General features: G+C 53.8%; 22 protein-coding genes and 2 tRNA genes. 4 read left to right on the forward strand and 20 right to left on the reverse strand.

Annotation, left to right across the window (positions count from 1 at the left end; all coding sequences use genetic code 11):
• Positions 1-7: 7 nt before the first annotated feature.
• From RGW60_RS06325 to yegQ, 5 genes are all read right to left on the reverse strand, one after another.
• Positions 8-268, reverse strand: coding sequence for a hypothetical protein (locus tag RGW60_RS06325; RefSeq protein WP_322203115.1), 261 nt, complete (start codon positions 266-268; stop codon positions 8-10).
• A 100-nt stretch (positions 269-368) separates the two neighbouring features.
• A complete protein-coding gene (locus RGW60_RS06330) occupies positions 369-809 on the reverse strand; it encodes a cupin domain-containing protein (protein ID WP_322203117.1) in 441 nt (146 codons plus the stop codon).
• Between the two features lie 11 nt (positions 810-820).
• A complete protein-coding gene (locus tag RGW60_RS06335; RefSeq protein WP_322203119.1) occupies positions 821-1,258 on the reverse strand; it encodes a carboxymuconolactone decarboxylase family protein in 438 nt (145 codons plus the stop codon).
• A 188-nt stretch (positions 1,259-1,446) separates the two neighbouring features.
• The gene (locus tag RGW60_RS06340; RefSeq protein WP_322203121.1) at positions 1,447-2,865 is read right to left on the reverse strand and encodes a PLP-dependent aminotransferase family protein; all 1,419 of its coding nucleotides are present in this window, start codon (positions 2,863-2,865) and stop codon (positions 1,447-1,449) included.
• A 252-nt stretch (positions 2,866-3,117) separates the two neighbouring features.
• Entirely contained in the window at positions 3,118-4,443 is a 1,326-nt protein-coding gene (yegQ, locus tag RGW60_RS06345; protein WP_322203123.1) for a tRNA 5-hydroxyuridine modification protein YegQ, read from the reverse strand.
• A gap of 137 nt (positions 4,444-4,580) precedes the next feature.
• Here yegQ and RGW60_RS06350 point away from each other — a divergent pair, with 137 nt between their 5' ends.
• The 3 genes from RGW60_RS06350 to RGW60_RS06360 all read left to right on the forward strand — a co-directional run bounded on the left by RGW60_RS06350 (position 4,581) and on the right by RGW60_RS06360 (position 6,088).
• Complete coding sequence (locus RGW60_RS06350; RefSeq protein ID WP_322203125.1) at positions 4,581-5,480, forward strand: polysaccharide deacetylase family protein; 900 nt, start codon at positions 4,581-4,583, stop codon at positions 5,478-5,480.
• Positions 5,481-5,788: 308 nt separating this feature from the next.
• A tRNA-Cys gene (locus RGW60_RS06355) sits at positions 5,789-5,862 on the forward strand.
• A 139-nt stretch (positions 5,863-6,001) separates the two neighbouring features.
• A tRNA-Leu gene (locus tag RGW60_RS06360) sits at positions 6,002-6,088 on the forward strand.
• A gap of 80 nt (positions 6,089-6,168) precedes the next feature.
• Here the strand turns inward: RGW60_RS06360 and RGW60_RS06365 are convergent.
• The 15 genes from RGW60_RS06365 to RGW60_RS06435 form a co-directional block, all read right to left on the reverse strand.
• Positions 6,169-7,203 carry a site-specific integrase gene (locus RGW60_RS06365; RefSeq protein ID WP_322203127.1) on the reverse strand — a complete coding sequence of 345 codons (1,035 nt, stop codon included), beginning with the start codon at positions 7,201-7,203 and terminating at the stop codon, positions 6,169-6,171.
• Complete coding sequence (locus tag RGW60_RS06370) at positions 7,204-7,413, reverse strand: DUF4224 domain-containing protein (RefSeq protein WP_322203129.1); 210 nt, start codon at positions 7,411-7,413, stop codon at positions 7,204-7,206.
• A gap of 239 nt (positions 7,414-7,652) precedes the next feature.
• The gene (locus tag RGW60_RS06375) at positions 7,653-8,423 is read right to left on the reverse strand and encodes a hypothetical protein (RefSeq protein ID WP_322203131.1); all 771 of its coding nucleotides are present in this window, start codon (positions 8,421-8,423) and stop codon (positions 7,653-7,655) included.
• Entirely contained in the window at positions 8,423-8,668 is a 246-nt protein-coding gene (locus tag RGW60_RS06380) for a hypothetical protein (protein WP_322203133.1), read from the reverse strand. The genes RGW60_RS06375 and RGW60_RS06380 overlap by 1 nt, the downstream gene beginning before the upstream one ends.
• Complete coding sequence (locus RGW60_RS06385) at positions 8,658-9,161, reverse strand: HNH endonuclease signature motif containing protein (RefSeq protein WP_322203135.1); 504 nt, start codon at positions 9,159-9,161, stop codon at positions 8,658-8,660. The genes RGW60_RS06380 and RGW60_RS06385 overlap by 11 nt, the downstream gene beginning before the upstream one ends.
• Before the next feature lie 41 nt (positions 9,162-9,202).
• Positions 9,203-9,790: a hypothetical protein gene (locus tag RGW60_RS06390; protein WP_322203137.1), complete on the reverse strand. Its 588-nt coding sequence runs from the start codon at positions 9,788-9,790 to the stop codon at positions 9,203-9,205.
• Positions 9,787-9,945: a hypothetical protein gene (locus RGW60_RS06395; protein ID WP_322203138.1), complete on the reverse strand. Its 159-nt coding sequence runs from the start codon at positions 9,943-9,945 to the stop codon at positions 9,787-9,789. The genes RGW60_RS06390 and RGW60_RS06395 overlap by 4 nt, the downstream gene beginning before the upstream one ends.
• A complete protein-coding gene (locus RGW60_RS06400; RefSeq protein ID WP_322203140.1) occupies positions 9,942-10,259 on the reverse strand; it encodes a hypothetical protein in 318 nt (105 codons plus the stop codon). Before RGW60_RS06400 ends, RGW60_RS06395 begins: the two co-directional genes overlap by 4 nt.
• On the reverse strand, positions 10,256-10,996 hold the full coding sequence (locus RGW60_RS06405) for a metallophosphoesterase (protein ID WP_322203142.1): 741 nt from the start codon (positions 10,994-10,996) through the stop codon (positions 10,256-10,258). The genes RGW60_RS06400 and RGW60_RS06405 overlap by 4 nt, the downstream gene beginning before the upstream one ends.
• Positions 10,993-11,709, reverse strand: a complete 717-nt coding sequence (locus RGW60_RS06410; RefSeq protein WP_322203144.1) for a hypothetical protein — start codon at positions 11,707-11,709, stop codon at positions 10,993-10,995. The genes RGW60_RS06405 and RGW60_RS06410 overlap by 4 nt, the downstream gene beginning before the upstream one ends.
• Positions 11,706-12,407 (reverse strand): hypothetical protein, encoded by a 702-nt coding sequence (locus RGW60_RS06415; RefSeq protein ID WP_322203146.1) that lies wholly within the window; start codon positions 12,405-12,407, stop codon positions 11,706-11,708. Before RGW60_RS06415 ends, RGW60_RS06410 begins: the two co-directional genes overlap by 4 nt.
• Entirely contained in the window at positions 12,394-12,588 is a 195-nt protein-coding gene (locus tag RGW60_RS06420; RefSeq protein ID WP_322203148.1) for a carbon storage regulator, read from the reverse strand. The genes RGW60_RS06415 and RGW60_RS06420 overlap by 14 nt, the downstream gene beginning before the upstream one ends.
• Positions 12,589-12,673: 85 nt before the next feature.
• Positions 12,674-13,459, reverse strand: coding sequence for a Bro-N domain-containing protein (locus RGW60_RS06425; protein ID WP_322203150.1), 786 nt, complete (start codon positions 13,457-13,459; stop codon positions 12,674-12,676).
• Positions 13,460-13,558: 99 nt separating this feature from the next.
• The gene (locus RGW60_RS06430) at positions 13,559-13,870 is read right to left on the reverse strand and encodes a helix-turn-helix domain-containing protein (protein ID WP_322203152.1); all 312 of its coding nucleotides are present in this window, start codon (positions 13,868-13,870) and stop codon (positions 13,559-13,561) included.
• A 123-nt stretch (positions 13,871-13,993) separates the two neighbouring features.
• Complete coding sequence (locus tag RGW60_RS06435; protein ID WP_322203153.1) at positions 13,994-14,740, reverse strand: XRE family transcriptional regulator; 747 nt, start codon at positions 14,738-14,740, stop codon at positions 13,994-13,996.
• A 119-nt stretch (positions 14,741-14,859) separates the two neighbouring features.
• Between RGW60_RS06435 and RGW60_RS06440 the strand changes: the two genes are divergently transcribed.
• Positions 14,860-15,141 (forward strand): transcriptional regulator, encoded by a 282-nt coding sequence (locus RGW60_RS06440; RefSeq protein WP_322206858.1) that lies wholly within the window; start codon positions 14,860-14,862, stop codon positions 15,139-15,141.
• The last annotated feature ends 1 nt before the right edge of the window (position 15,142 follow it).

Genomic DNA, 15,142 nt, shown 5'->3' on the forward strand with positions numbered 1-15,142 from the left:
TCTTGGTTCAGGATTTGGGCGAGCCGACCGGAATGACAAACACCGGCGGCTGCCTAACGGCGTAAAACAACCAGATAAGCGTGCGTATAAACAACCAGCCAATGAACAGGTTGGCAATCACAAACAGAGGTAACGTCAATAGCCGCGCCGGGCCAATGTTTAGTAGGCTCAGCTTGATGCTGGCCGTAGTGACCGAAGCCAAACCAAAGGTCCAACTCCACCAAGTGGGTGCAAAGCGCTCATTTAGCGACCATCTAGCAGTGCGCACGCCACGCCGAACCCAACCCGCATAGCCCCAATACAACACTAAAAAAGGAAGCTGAAATCAAGACGCGTTCATAGCGGCGTTTCCAGATGGACGCTCAAGCTTAGTGGGCTGGCATAGGCTGTTTAATAGGGTTCGCGCCATCCACAATTGCAAACACCAACAGTTTGGCGCTCTCAGTGTCGCTGGCATTTCGCGATACCGTATGATGCGTTCCAGGCGCCTCATACCAACTCTCGCCGGGGCCGTAGGTTTTGAGCGGACCGTCGCCTAGTTGCGAGGTAACACGTCCTACTAGCACATAGGCAAATATCGGCCCGATGTGCAAATGGGCTTTTGATGTCTGACCCGGTGCGTAATTCACCGTGGCCAGTAATATATGATCACCCGCGTTTTTAGGGATATCCTGTTTCATCACCGGAGTAACCGTTTCCTCGCCTGTGTCGTGCGCATATGCAACAGGCAGGACGAACGTCAGAGTGACTGCGAATGTCGCAGCCAATAATCGACTTAGAGATAACGTTGCGTGTTTGACATTGAGCATGATCATGCTCCTCAAGCTGGGATCTTACGGAAACCGATGGCCATGCGATTCCAACCATTGATCGCAATTACCAGCAACGTGAGATCCACTATTTCTTCATCACTGAAGTAGGGGCGCACGGCCGTCCATACGGAGTCTGGTACATGGTCTACAGACACCAGAGTCAAGGCCTCTGTCCATTCAAGCGCAGCGCGCTCGCGGTCAGTAAAAAATGGAGTTTCACGCCAAACCACAGTGGTGGCTAGGCGGCGTTCGGTTTCGCCACCTTTGCGGGCATCGCTAGAGTGCATATCAACGCAAAATGCGCAGCCATTGATTTGCGAAGCGCGCAGACGCACCAGCTCTACCAAGGATTTTTCCAACGCGGATTTTCCAATGCGCTCTTCCAGGCCAAGCATGGCTTTGATGGCGTGGCCATTGGCTTTGTAGAAGTCGAGACGTTGCTCCATGATCTTGCTCCAGTCAGGGTAAGGCGCACTAAAACTGCGCTGACAGAAGCAAGGTTAGTCTCGGAACCAGTAGACAGAAATGGCCATTTCTACGTATTTTCAGGTAACCACTAGTGCTACTTTAAAATGTGAACTGCGCAAAAAAAACCTCCGCAGTGGTCAGTTACCGCTCTAGGTAATGACACACCCTAACGCAGGGCTAGCAGCAACTTTCCTAACGCGATGTCAATTTCTTCTGCACTGATCCCGCCATAGCCAAACAGCAAACCTGGCCGAGGCGTTGTATCGGCATAAAAATTAGAAATACCGTATAGGCCCACCCCAACATCACGGGCGGCATTCACTACATCCGCTTCATTAAAACCAGCCTTCAACAACGCAGTGAGGTGAATACCTGCAGCTGGCACAATCGGCTCAAACCACGGAGCGAGCGGTCCACGCAAATGCCGCAGCAGCGCTTCGCGCCGGGCTTCGTACTGTTTGTGGATCCGTCGCAAATGCTTGGCGAAATCGCCGTCGAGCATAAAGCGCGCCAACGCTGCCTGAGTGAGCGTTGCAGTGTGCCAGTCTACAATTTGTTTGGCCTTGAGCAGGGCCGCTACCAATGTAGAAGGCGGCACCATATAGCCTACACGCAGCTCAGGGAAAATGGTTTTTGAAAAGGTGCCGACATAGGCCACAAGCCCGGTGCGGTCCAAGCTCTTGAGTGAATCTAGCGGACGGCCTTCAAAGCGAAACTCACCGTCGTAGTCGTCTTCGACGATTACTGCGCCAGCACTTTGTGCCCATTCAAGCAAAGCAACGCGGCGATCCAGACTTAATGGCATGCCCAGTGGAAACTGGTGCGATGGCGTTACATAAATAAGCCGAGCACCCTGTGGTAGCTCGCTTATTAGCATGCCCTCGGCATCGACCGGCACGCTTACTACCTTAGCGCCCATAGCGGTGAAGCAAGCCCGGGCCGGGGGGTAACCTGGTTCTTCCATGGCCACAATATCGCCAGGGTTCAACAACACTCGCGCCAGTAAATCCAGAGCTTGCTGTGCCCCATGAGTAACGATTATGTCTTGCCAGTTGCTCACCACGGCGCGACTAAATGCTAAATAGCGCGAGATACCCAAGCGCAGTTCTTGTTCACCGGCCGGATCATGGTAGGCACCACGCTCGCGGGCTTGCAGTCGCATGGCGTGGTTTAGACAACGTCGCCATGGCTCAAACGGAAACCGCGTTTTGTCGGTTACCCCGCCCATGAAATCAAGCGGCTGAGTGATGCCGGGGCGGGGCATGGACAGCGCCGCGGGCAACGCTTCCCACCGAGCCGTTGGGCGCGCTTGCTGGATGATAGGGTGACTGACTGGTACGCGTTGCAAGCCGTCTGCCACAAACGTGCCATTGCCGAGCCGGGATTGCAAAAGGCCCTCCGACAGTAGTCGTTCAAATACATCCAGCGTGGTTTTGCGCGATACGCCCAGCTGCCCGGCCAAATCGCGGGTGGAGGGCAAGCGCTCGCCCGCAGCCAGGCGGCCGTCGATAACGCCAGCACGCAATTGGCGATAAATTTGGCCAGATAAATCGGTCTGGCCTTGCAAGGTAATGTGTATTTCCATAACACGGCATTCTGCCATAAACGGGCGCAAGTTTTGGCTTGCTCCCGTTCATATGCGTCTCAGTACTCACACCGCAGCCATCCTGCAGCTTCGGCCGCTACCAACGGTCCAACGATATTTATCGGATTACTTTCTGGATTGCGCATAACCTTCCAAGCAAGTTCAGCACAATTCAACTACAACCGAACTACGGCGCGTTGGCTAAAAATAACCATCTCTAATTTGAAAGGTGGCGGTTCCAGTGGATGATGCTCAGCCGCCAGTGACATCTCTCATCAACAACCCAAACCTCAAGTCCACATTATCCGGTATCGGCAAATACACCGTATGCCCGTCCCCTGGTGCGACGCTGATGTGTTCGCCTTTGATGTTCTGCAATTGGTCCAGATCAAAGTGGAAATTTCCGTCGGGGGTCATCAGTTCCATGTGATCACCTCGACCGAAGCGGTTCTTGACTTTGACTTCAGCCAACCGATCACGCCGCTCCCCGGTCAATTCACCAACGAACTGCTGACGCTCCGAAACTGAACTGCCGTTCAGGTAGTTTTGGTACTCATCATGCACATGCCGACGTAGGAAACCTTCGGTGTAGCCGCGCTGCGCAAGGGATTCCAGATTTGTCATCAAGTCGCGGTCAAACGCGCGACCGGCCACGGCATCGTCGATGGCTTGGCGGTAAACCTGAGTGGTCCGTGCGCAATAGAAGTGGGATTTGGTCCGACCTTCGATCTTCAACGAGTGCACGCCCATGTTGGTCAGGCGCTCGACATGCTGCACAGCGCGCAAATCCTTGGCATTCATGATGTAGGTGCCGTGCTCGTCCTCGAAGGCCGGCATCAGCTCATTCGGCCGATTGGCTTCCTGTAGCAGGAACACCTGATCGATCGGCGCACCGATGCCCAAAGTGGGTTCGGGCTGGAAGGTCTGCACGATCTCGCCAAGTTGATTTTCAGTGGCTTCTTGGGCCGAGTATTTCCAGCGGCAGGCATTGGTGCAACTGCCTTGGTTGGCGTCGCGCTTATTCATGTAGCCCGACAGCAAGCAGCGGCCGGAATAAGCCATGCATAGCGCGCCATGGACGAACACCTCCAGCTCCATGTCAGGCACGTGCTCACGGATCTGCTCAATTTCCTCCAGAGAAAGTTCCCGGGACAGGATGATCCGGCTCACGCCTTGTTGTTGCCAGAACTCGACGCTGGCCCAGTTCACTGTATTGGCCTGCACCGACAGGTGAATTGGCATCTCGGGGAAATGCCTACGTACTAGCATGATCAGGCCAGGGTCAGACATTATCAGCGCATCCGGGCCCATGACAATCACCGGCTCCAGGTCTTTGAGGAATGTCTTGAGCTTGGCGTTGTGCGGCGCGATGTTCACTACCACATAGAACAGCTTGCCCTGAGCATGGGCCTCGGCAATCCCAACGGCCAGGTTGGCATGATCGAATTCGTTGTTGCGCACCCGCAAGCTGTAGCGCGGCTGGCCGGCGTACACCGCATCGGCGCCATAGGCGAAGGCATACCGCATGTTTTTTAAGGTGCCCGCGGGGGCGAGCAATTCTGGGGCAGGGAGGGTCATGGCAGTGTCAGTCGCAAAACCGCCGAGGGTAGACGGCTTACTCGCAGCGTTTATTGATTTGGATCTACGCTGCATGGATGAGCGGCCGCTGAATCAAACCTTTATGATGCCGAGCACCTTTGAACTCAGGCATTTACATGAAGCTGTCTGCAACCGTTTTATTTGCGCTGGTTATAGCCGTTAGCCTGAGTGGCTGTATCGGCCCACCAATCGAAATAACCCCGCAAACGGCACAGCGCCTGCAAGCGCAAGCCCCTATCCGTTTTCTCCTGACATTTGACGATGGCCCAAGCGCTTCTAGCTTTTTTAACCCGACGCTCATGGTGCTGGATAGCCTCGCTCATAACTCACTGGAACCTGGGATAAAAGCTGTGTTTTTCGTGCAGACTCGTGCGCCGCGCTCAGGCGGTAGCGAAATCGGCCACACGGTCATGCAGCGAGAGCATGCTGAAGGTCATGTGCTGGGCTTTCATACCGCTACGCCATGGCACACCAATCATCGCTCTTTAAACCCACAAGAACTGGAGCAATCGCTAAGCAACGGCAGCGCGGACATCGAATTGATCACCGGCGGCCCGCCGAATTTAGTAAGGCCACCGTTTTGGAATTACGATAAGCGTACCTTCGCCGGGTATCAGCGGCATGGCATGCACATTTTGCTGACGGACCTTAGCGCCAATGACGGCAAGATCTGGGGCTACAACCTGAGCCTGCGCAGACGCGCTCACATGCTTCGAGCCTTGTCCGAACTGCGTGAGAAAATCGCCGCTGGAGAATTGCCGACCGCCGACGGTGTAATTCCTGTGGTGGTGACCTTTCACGACATCAATCGCTACACCGCCCGACATGCAGATGAATACTTACAAATTCTCATCGACAGTGCGCGTCAAACGGGCATGAAAACTGCCGCTAAGCCGTTTTACGACAACCAAGCCGAGTTACAGCGGGCAGCAATGGCGCGCACCATTAATACCAATACTGAACCGGTCACCTTGCCCGGTTTTTGGAACTGGTGGTGGGACAGTGACTCGCATTAATCGTAGGCTGCGCATACCGCGGTTTGGGTTGACAGCAAATATGCCGGGCTTTCGTTCGGGGGCTTGGTCAAATAACCATCAGGTCATGGGAATAGATCTTCCCAAATTAGGCTACCCGGTCACGATAGGAATTATTTGCCCCCAGTTATTGACATGCCAGCTAAACAAGTCCAGAATTGCGTCCATTCCTGATGTAGGAATGTAGAAAAACCTTTAGAATTCAACGGGTTGGCAGATAGATTAATGTCTGTTTATCAACTCAAAGTTGTATGCGTTCGGTGTCGGTAGTATTGATGCTTGACGTTTGGGGCCGAGTAGCAAAATGGTTATGCAGCGGATTGCAAATCCGCCTACGCCGGTTCGATTCCGACCTCGGCCTCCATCATAAATAAGCTCCGTAGATCCATGATTTACGGAGCTTTTTATTAGGCTACATCAGCAAGACTTTGTCGCATCTTGCTGACCCGGTAAGCTTGCTTCACCGAGAAGGGATGTATATATTCCCTGCTCTTGGCGCTACCGCCCGAATGGCGAAATTGGTAGACGCAAGGGACTTAAAATCCCTCGTTCGTAAGGACGTGCCGGTTCGACCCCGGCTTCGGGCACCATATAAATCAAGGGCTTACGTGCGTTTTCGCAGGTAGGCCCTTGTTGGTTTGCACCGCAATATTTTAGGCTGCACCGCAATTCACTTTGTCGGCGTTACTTTTTTACCGATCCTTTTGCGGATGTACTGCTCTGTCATCACGACAGTTGTATGTCCGAGCTGATCTCTCGCTTGCAGAATATCCCCGCTCGATTCCGCCTTGTCAGTACCGGCCTTTGCCCGAAGGTCGCGCATCTGGAAGTCTGCCTTTTCAACTCCGGCCAACTCGCGCGCCGCATCAAACCTCCCTCTGAGCATGCTGCTGGTCATCGGCTGACCGGTAGTCATCACGATGAGCCTGGTAGATCGGATGTTGTATCCCTCTTTCCTGGCGCTTATTCGGTCCATCACCAGCTTCAACTCCCCAACAATCTCAATCCTACGTTTTGCTTTCGTCTTGTTTTGCTGGACGGTCAGCTGTCCGTCTCTAATATCGCGCTCATCCATTTTTAAAGTGTCGGTGATCCGCTGGCCCGTCAGGTAGAAGAGGTCAAGCGCATCCTTGAGCGGCTGATCTGCAAAAGAGTACACGCGGGCCAGCAGGTCATCTTCGATGTACGTGTCGCGACCGCTTTCTTTGTGTCCCTTCACGCCCGCGCAGGGGTTGGCCAGTGCGGTATATCCGGACTGCCTGGCGAAATTCCAGATTGCGCTGAGCAACGATTTCTCTCGATTCGCTCTTACTGGCGCTGTCTTTCCACGCTTGCGCAAATACTGAACAACATGATGCGGTTCGATTGCCTCAAGCGGCGCAGGCGGGTCGTTGAAGAAAAGCAGTAGTTGTTTAAGTTCGCGAATGTTGTCTTTCTGTGAAGCTGGCGCTTTAGTCGGTACTACTTCATCCATATATAGTTCGGCAACGTAGGCAAACGTTAGAACAGACTGGGCAATTGCTGATGACGCACGGCTCTTTTCAAGCTTCGCGTATTCAACTATTGCCAGACCGTAGTCACCCCCAAGTGCTATTTCCTTTCTTGGACTTCCGCCTAGGTCGTAATAGTAAAAAAGTTTTCCGCTGCGTTGTTTCCGTTTTCGAAGTCTGACTACGCTGTCAGGATTCGTCGGTCGGCGCCCCATCTATACTGCCTTGCGTGGTTGCCACGTTGGCTTCTGGATTGGAGAGACGGGCTCACCGGTCAAGGCGGAAGCGATTACGCACGGCCAGCCGCTGCGCTTAATGGTGTGACGGATGCCGTTACGCTTTAGGATCATTATCTGGCCAGCCTTTGTCCCGGCCCCAGTCAGCGTCTTTACTTCTTCCATGCTTAAAAAATAAATATCGTTCATGGGATTCCTCTCCATATCTTTGCCAGCTCGCTTGCTACTAGATGGCTACATTGCGGGCTTGTCGATAGTGCTCGCGTACCGGGGCGTACCTGGTGAGCGTCCAGCACGTCACCCTTTCGTAGTTCCCACGTTGTGTTCATGTATCCAACTATTCAGTCGTGACTAGGTGGCGTGACATGACCCGGTTTTGGGGTATCTGTTGCCGACACGTTTTCGTTATTCGCAAAACGTGGCGCGGACTAACCGATCAGGTTGCGGCAAATCTTTACGAGTTCGTCATGATCAACGCCCTCGGCAACCTCTGCATAAGCAAGAGTTCGCAATGATTCCTCGCGGCTTCGCGGTTTAATTTTGGCCAGCAAACCTTCCACGAACCACTCGCGCACAATTGCCTCATTCTGTCCGTCGCCGCATTCCCCGGTAGCGCTTCTGAGGCCTGATAACTCACGCCAGTAGGCTATTTCATGAAGGCAGTCATCGAGTGTGAGAGGCATCAGATCGGCATGCTTGCGGAAACGCTTGTGGGCGGCTTCCTTGTCACAGTCAATGTAGTTCTTGAACCCTTTACAGCGCTTTAACGCCATTTCACAGAACTGCTCTGCCGGCGTGTCATCCCAGATCGTTTCGCCACCGAAGCGCGCTTCCGCCTCGACGATCAGGCGAAGCGTCTCAATTGATCTGGTAGCCAACCCTTCGAGATTGCCAAACCCAATAGACGCAAAGGTCGCGAAGAAGTGGCCCGGTTGTGCGGCGCGCAAATAGTCGCTATACCGCTCCTCTAGAGCCTTCATCGGTGTGGCGATCTTCTTTGCTGCCTCCAAGGCCACCGCGATAGGTCCGGGCTGGCCGGTGCTGATTACATCGCGGAGCCAAAGCACGGCGTCGACCTCTTTGTCGCCCGTGACGATCTGCTGTGACGGCAATGTTTGAACCGACGGCATTGTCTCGGTACTGATTCGGATCGGCGGAAGGGTGAACAATGCACGGTGTGCCAGGTTGTCGTTATTCATCAACGACGATCCTTTGCTGGCGGGAGTTCTGGCTTCGATTCAATGAAGCCGCTCGCGCTGTTCTCGCCACCGATGTGACGGAAGTATTCGATCTCCACCTTGGCGCTCTCGATCAGCACGCGACTGATGTTCGATACCGACTGAGCCCGCTGCACTTCCTTGGGTAAATCGTCTTCACTTGCGTCGCGCACAGCTTCAAGCTGGGCAAACAAATGGTCTCGCAAATCCGAAAGTTTATTTTTCATGTTTAGTTCTCTTCTTGATGGTTTTCTTGATTTCGTTTTGTAAATGCAGGATGTCGACAATTTCTTCGGGAAGATGGCGGTAGTTCGGGCAGCATCGAATAACGTGCTCACTAAAAGTACGCAAGCAAAGGTTCTTTATATCTGCGTTCTTTCGATTTCCATCCTTGGCGACTACGATAAAGCCTTCGGGAATAGGGCCGTTCGCTTGTTCCCATATGTAGGTGTGTAACGGCTTCCAAACATCCGGGCGTCCAACTTTTATAAGTGTTCTCGATCCGGTGTTGCGAGTTGATCCTATCGGCTTTTCCCAGTGCTCCTGTCCGAAACGGTTAAAACCAATCTCCATATTGGCGCAGCCTAAATCGTGCATGTACTGCTTACTTTTTTTAACGCCAAGTAGAAACGCACGGGTAGCGATTGAGTTATAAGATCGGTCAGGTAGAAGTTCCGCCATACGGCTTGGGGCGCTTTCCGCGTAGAGCTGCTGGATCAAGACATCCTCAGCGGCAGTCCAACGCCTGTTGCGCCTGGCCATTAGGTTTTGGCCTCATGGATGACCACAGACAGAGCGTAATCAATCAAGTCACCCGGCACGCCTGGCAGAAGCTCCCTCATCCGCCATCGGGCAGCCTCCTTGTCGATTACTGTGCGCGCACGCAATCCTTCGCACTCAGCTTTAAGTGCCGAAAAATCATCAACCACCGTCTTTACACATGGCGGCAGGTCGTGAAAGCTGTGGCTCGAAAGTTGTTTAGCTGGTCCTTTGACGGCCAATGCAACACCGCGCAGTAACGCAGCCAGCCGGTCGCAAAGATCAGTAGCCTCCTGCTCATCGATCTTCAGCCGTTCAATCTCGGCGGTCAGCATCAACACTGCCTTCGGATTTGCTCCAGCGATGAACGCGGCATTGGCCTGGCACTGCTCATCAGTCTTGACCAGGCAATTAGCGAAGGTGTTGGCGATGCGACCGCCAGTCTTGCGCCCGCTGGCGATATAGCTGTACAGCACGTAGCCGTGCTCATTGACGTAATCACCATCGATGACCCATGGGCCGGGCGTTGCGGCCTTGGCCAAACTTGCGAGTTCGGCGGCGAGCTTCTGTGCTGCGCTTTGCTTGCTCATGACCGCGCTCCAAAGTGATCAGCCAGCAACCGGCGCGGATCGATCCCGCACGCCGAGGCCATTTCCTCGATCCGGACGAATGTGGTCTCCCTGATCTGCAGGGCGTTGAACAACTCAATTAGGCGCTGGCCAACCGGTCCGTTACGGAATTTCATAGCTGAAACCTCGTTTCGAGGGTGGTGGGTAATTGCCCTTTTTTGCGCACCAAACTGGATGGAGAAGCCCGCGCCGCCTCGCTTGAGGGGGTGGCGGTGGTGGTGTGCTTGAGCGAATTATCTGGCAAGCAACTAATCGCCCGGTAGTTGAGAATCCAGCAAGTCGCCCCGTGGACGCTGTCGTGCTGAATGTCGATGATCTGCTGGGGCTGATCGGCATAGGCGAGGCTGTCCAAGGCGAGCAATGCAAGGGTCACAACAAGGGTTGGCGCAATCTTCACGGCCTTTGCGAGTAGAGAAACTGCCTTGCTCATGGCCGATCCTCCCAGTCCCAACTTAGCTTCGGATTGATCGGCGGGAAGCATTGCAACGTGGCCAAGTCGATCAGCGTGAAGTGCCTGCCCATCCATCCACCGGTATCGATGTGATAGACGTTGCCCAGCACTGCCGGCTGTTGCACGACTGAGTGCCCAACTATCACAGCGCGAATATCGCTAACACCTGCTTGGTTTTCGGATGAAATGCGGTTTCGGGACCACTGACATGCGGCCTCAACATTGCGGAAGCCGATACCTATGTCGGTCAGCGCTTCTCGCAAGTTGTCCCAGCTTGAGAATGGACAGTCCGCGTGGACGATTCCGACAAGGCCGGCCAATGTCATCACTTCAATAGCCATGGGCAGGCTGGCCAGCAGGTCAACTAGGTGATTGATTTCAGTCGTTAACCGTCCGTAGAGCCACGAGCCGCCGTTCTCCATGTGCAGCATCTGGATATTACCGTTGCTCTTCAGATCCGATCCGTGAGCCTCAATCGCCATCTGCTCATGGTTACCACGAACGGAGTGAAACCAAGGCTTGGCCAGCCACGTATCGACATGATCAGACTCAGGCCCGCGGTCAATTAGATCGCCAACACTGAACAGGCGGTCGACGGCAGGATCGAAATTAACTGCGTCCAGCGCGGCTTGCAGTTTGGTGAAGTGTCCATGGATATCGCCGACGGCAAAGTCTCGACCGGTAGTGTTAATTTCAAAGCGCTTGAGCTGGTTCATGCCTGGCTCCCGAGCGTAGCCAATGCGGCTATGAGCTCGTCTGTGCGTCCGTAAAAACGGCCGGTGTCTTCGTTCACGAACCGCTCCAGTACTTCGGCCAAGGCCACGCTTGAGGCGAGCCCTGACAGGTCCAGCGCGGGCGGCGCATCTGAATACGGCTGGTGAATGAATGTGGCTTCCTTGATGACCAGCGTCTTGACTGGGCGAACTGTTTTGATGTCCTTCCCCCAGTTCGTGCGTGGTGTGCACCACGGATGCATGGTTAGGTTCCAAGCAGATCCGCAGTTATTCGCGGTGCTGGACCAGAAACCGTGCGTATCGGCGAAAGATTGTTCCGCCTGGCTCCGATGGCGGCTGTCCCATGCATCCAGCTGCAGAAGGGTGGAGCGCATCGCCTCGAGCTGGCGAATAGATGGGATGTGCCAGCACCCGGTACCACGAATCACCATCCGGAGAACCTTTTGCGCGATTGCGCTACCCGCCTCAGCCATTGCGTGCGTGTTCATCAGGCCATCTTCAAATGACATCGCAGCCTTGATGCTTGGGCGCGGGCCTAAGCGGTCCCACCACTGGGCATCACACTGAAATTCGCGGCCAGCATCAATTAGGGCGTGCTCGCGACCATCAAAGAAAACACGACCAGCGTAGAAGCCACCGTCGAGCGGGTGTCCAATGGCGGGAAGGGCGGCAGCGGAAATTGAGCGGCGCTTCATACTGGCTCACCGTTAATTTCCAGCAGGCGAGCCAGACGTAAACCATTGTCGACTTCTGCATCCAGCTCGGTGCCGAAGTAACATTGCTCTTCGCGTGCTACGCAAAGGTCGGTGTCCATGTCATCGATGCGGCCTTTATCGCGCAGCCACTCATAGCGCTGGGCGTTCTTCAATGTCTTGAGCCATTCGTCAATGTTGGTGACGCGCACCTGGGCGTATGGCGTTTCAGCAACTATGGGATTTTCCGTAATTAAACTACCCGGGTTTTGGGTAGCTAACAGATCGGGCTCCAGCAGCTTTTCCAGCTTTTGCTTAAAGATAACCAACGCTCGCAGCGCCTGGCCGGCTTTGTCTTCGGCTTCCGACTCGTCGTCACCTTCGTTTAGTGCCTGCTGCTTAATCTCGTCAGCGACTTGAAGGTACAGCGTCGGAACGTGTTCGATGACCCGGCGAAGGGCGGGGTGGTGGTCGTCACCGGTAGGGGTGGTTGCTCGCTTCAGCGCTGCTTCGGCCAGCACTAGCTGACAGCGCAACAAATCAGCTTGCTCGATCTGATCGCCAGCATAGTGAGCGGTAACCAGTGCGCCGAAGCGGCCCACCTGAACCGTTGCGCCAATTGAAAGGAATGGCGCCAAGCCGGCCAAGCTCTCGCCTTTGCGAGCTTTCAGCGCAATGGTGATGTGATTAGCCGTGTACATGCATCACCTCGGCGCGCGGGTTGGAGATCTTGCGTTCGCGGATCTCGGAGCGGTCAACGGCGACATTGGCTGGCGCTTCGATGCCGAGCCGGACCTGCCCATCACGGGCACTGATAACCGTGACTTTGATGCCGTCACCGATAACAATCGATTCGCCGAAGCGGCGGGATAAACAAAGCATGGACGTACTCCTTGTTGAATTTCAGGCAAACCATTGGCGTGCTGATTAACTTGGCAATCTTTAAAATGGGCTAGTTGTTTGTTGCTTAATTCAGCTCTGGCATATTCAGAACTTCAAGCAGCGCATCGAGCTTGCTCTCGTAAATGTGCGGCTGAACTTCCAACTGATTCGCTGGATTAGTTGCGTTCTTGCCATAGGTTTTGCCGGTGTCTGTCAGCGCCCAATACTCTTTGACGCCCCTGCTCTTGCTGGGCCGCTGCTTGCGCTCAACCAGTCCAGCAGCTTGCATCGCCAAGTAAACTTTGCGGGACGTTGTCGGCAGTTTAAACTTCGTGATGAGCGTACCAATAGCAGCAGTCGTGTGGCTGCTGTCGTCACCGTCCGGTGCATCAATTGCGTAAACCGGTAGCAAGTCAGCTTGGCCGATCTTCGCTGCATATTTTTGATACATTCCCAAAGTTGCGGACGGCGGTAAATTCAGGGTGCGGGACATTGACTCAATCAGGATAGTTGCATCGTTAGCGCTGGGTGTTGGCGCTTGAATAACGGTGTAAGTCCCGGTGCGACGAAGCGTCGGCAGCAGATCGTCGAACACCCACGATTCAAACTCTTGCGCGGCAGGCAGGGTGCTGTTAATGATCAGCCTCAGCGTGTCGCCCTCCGAAAGAACTCGTGCCTCTTGGCTGCGACCTATGCTGTCGAGGATGGGGTAGCGTTTCGCGACCCCACGACAATGACGACCCATCGCGTCACTTTGGTTTGCATAACCAAGAACATCGCAAACATCTTTACCAACAAACCATGGCGTGCCGTCGTCTTCAGTGACGACGCGCACCTGGGCCTTACGAAAATTGAAAAGCGATACGTTCATTCATTTACTCCGCTGATGGAATCGTGATGTTCGCGACTCCATGTCGCTTGCTGGGCGTAAGCACCGGACAGTCCAACCACCGAATGGACTCGCCGCTGATCACGCAACGAAAACACCGTCGTGTTGATCTTGCTGGTGTTGCGGGTCTGGAGATGCTGGGTTGGCGAACTGGATCAGGCCGAGCGCGAATGCTTTGGCAACGAGTGCCGCACGGCGAGTGACGCCGAGTTTTGTGCTTAGGCAAAACAGGCGCTTTTTCACGGAGTCTTCGGTGATACCAAGTGAACGAGCGGCCTCTTTGCCGGTCGCGCCATTAGCCACAGCCAGCAAACATTCCAATTCGCGAGCAGCTGCGCCGCGACCTAGGACGCCGACAAGTCCGTGAGCCGTAATTGAGGTGGTCATGTTCATCAGAGAAGCTCCGTAGTGATTTCGATGAGCCCAAATTACAGTCTGAAAACTTCAATTGCAAATATAATTTGTAATTATGTGCAAAAAAAAGACCGGCCACCCGATCAAGATCACCAGAGGAGATCACCAGAACAATGATGACCAGAACACCTTTCCTAAAATTTTGATCTTCTGCTCGCTGACCTCTCCCTGATCAAATTCCTCATCCAAAAAATCTTCACGATTGAAGCACCTTAGGCGTAAACCACCTCCAGGGAGACGGAAAACAATCCGGAGACGTAGCTGCCCTGCGTGATCTAAGGCATAAACCAGCCCATCCGCTACCGCTACATCCTTCGTATCTATACAAGCAACGCTACCATCCTGCAGCAGTGGTTTCATGCTATTGCCTTTAACGTCGATGCATCGAGCATAACGCGGTAGAACCCCGGCTTTATCGAGGGCTGCCCTGCTGAAGGTGAAGGTTCTCCAATCAATATCTTCTACCGATGTTTCTCCTGTGGTCTCGTTTTTGACTACTTCTTGGAGATACCTCAATGCCACAGCGTCACGATCAAAAGTCTGCTTTCCGATGGTTTCATTGTACCTGTCGAGTTCTGCAAGTTCATCGACCGGGACGTTGCTAGACGGCGTCAGAAAACCTGTGTCCCCGAACGGTTCAAGCAAAACTGAATCTATAAGGAAGCGAGAGTCAATCTGAAGAACTTCCGCTATTTTCTGGAAGATCTTCGGCCTGGGCTTAGCGCGCCCCGATTCCCAAGCCTGAACCGATTGAGGTGTGATGCCCAGCTGGCGCGCCAACTCCGATTGGTTGAATCCAGCAGCTCGCCTGCTTTGCGAAATTATTTCAGCGATAGTTTTCATAGCCATAGATTACAGCCTCTTATTGTAATCAACATTGCAAAATACATTTGTAAAATGAAGTCTTCGACTGTAGCCTAGCTTTCAATGTCATCAATCCGCAGGTTTCCACCATGAGCACTGAAGCTATGGCGTCGGTCGTTAAAGTAATGGGTAGTCAGACTGCTATATCTAAGGTTTTGGGTTGCACACCTCAAAATGTTCAGAAAATGTGCGCTACGGGCCACGTCCCAGCTAAGCACGTATTACGGATTGAGGCGGCTTCCGGAGTTTCTAGAACTGAAATTAGGCCAGACCTATACCCGGCAGCTCCGCCGACCTTGAACACAAATCTACGCTCAATCTCAACCACTCATCAGTCCACTGATGGTGCTGGTTTTTTGTCCAGTACCGCTCAGGCGTCTCAATGAA

The sequence above is a fragment of the Pseudomonas sp. AB6 genome, assembly GCF_034314105.1.
Classification (GTDB): domain Bacteria; phylum Pseudomonadota; class Gammaproteobacteria; order Pseudomonadales; family Pseudomonadaceae; genus Aquipseudomonas.

Coding starts and splice junctions, on each gene's coding strand:
- RGW60_RS06330 (WP_322203117.1), bottom strand. CDS start 809: ATGCTCAATGTCAAACACGCAACGTTATCTCTAAGTCGATTATTGGCT.
- RGW60_RS06335 (WP_322203119.1), bottom strand. CDS start 1,258: ATGGAGCAACGTCTCGACTTCTACAAAGCCAATGGCCACGCCATCAAA.
- RGW60_RS06340 (WP_322203121.1), bottom strand. CDS start 2,865: ATGGAAATACACATTACCTTGCAAGGCCAGACCGATTTATCTGGCCAA.
- yegQ (WP_322203123.1), bottom strand. CDS start 4,443: ATGACCCTCCCTGCCCCAGAATTGCTCGCCCCCGCGGGCACCTTAAAA.
- RGW60_RS06350 (WP_322203125.1), top strand. CDS start 4,581: ATGAAGCTGTCTGCAACCGTTTTATTTGCGCTGGTTATAGCCGTTAGC.
- RGW60_RS06365 (WP_322203127.1), bottom strand. CDS start 7,203: ATGGGGCGCCGACCGACGAATCCTGACAGCGTAGTCAGACTTCGAAAA.
- RGW60_RS06370 (WP_322203129.1), bottom strand. CDS start 7,413: ATGAACGATATTTATTTTTTAAGCATGGAAGAAGTAAAGACGCTGACT.
- RGW60_RS06375 (WP_322203131.1), bottom strand. CDS start 8,423: ATGAATAACGACAACCTGGCACACCGTGCATTGTTCACCCTTCCGCCG.
- RGW60_RS06380 (WP_322203133.1), bottom strand. CDS start 8,668: ATGAAAAATAAACTTTCGGATTTGCGAGACCATTTGTTTGCCCAGCTT.
- RGW60_RS06390 (WP_322203137.1), bottom strand. CDS start 9,790: ATGAGCAAGCAAAGCGCAGCACAGAAGCTCGCCGCCGAACTCGCAAGT.
- RGW60_RS06395 (WP_322203138.1), bottom strand. CDS start 9,945: ATGAAATTCCGTAACGGACCGGTTGGCCAGCGCCTAATTGAGTTGTTC.
- RGW60_RS06400 (WP_322203140.1), bottom strand. CDS start 10,259: ATGAGCAAGGCAGTTTCTCTACTCGCAAAGGCCGTGAAGATTGCGCCA.
- RGW60_RS06405 (WP_322203142.1), bottom strand. CDS start 10,996: ATGAACCAGCTCAAGCGCTTTGAAATTAACACTACCGGTCGAGACTTT.
- RGW60_RS06410 (WP_322203144.1), bottom strand. CDS start 11,709: ATGAAGCGCCGCTCAATTTCCGCTGCCGCCCTTCCCGCCATTGGACAC.
- RGW60_RS06415 (WP_322203146.1), bottom strand. CDS start 12,407: ATGTACACGGCTAATCACATCACCATTGCGCTGAAAGCTCGCAAAGGC.
- RGW60_RS06420 (WP_322203148.1), bottom strand. CDS start 12,588: ATGCTTTGTTTATCCCGCCGCTTCGGCGAATCGATTGTTATCGGTGAC.
- RGW60_RS06425 (WP_322203150.1), bottom strand. CDS start 13,459: ATGAACGTATCGCTTTTCAATTTTCGTAAGGCCCAGGTGCGCGTCGTC.
- RGW60_RS06430 (WP_322203152.1), bottom strand. CDS start 13,870: ATGAACATGACCACCTCAATTACGGCTCACGGACTTGTCGGCGTCCTA.
- RGW60_RS06435 (WP_322203153.1), bottom strand. CDS start 14,740: ATGGCTATGAAAACTATCGCTGAAATAATTTCGCAAAGCAGGCGAGCT.
- RGW60_RS06440 (WP_322206858.1), top strand. CDS start 14,860: ATGGCGTCGGTCGTTAAAGTAATGGGTAGTCAGACTGCTATATCTAAG.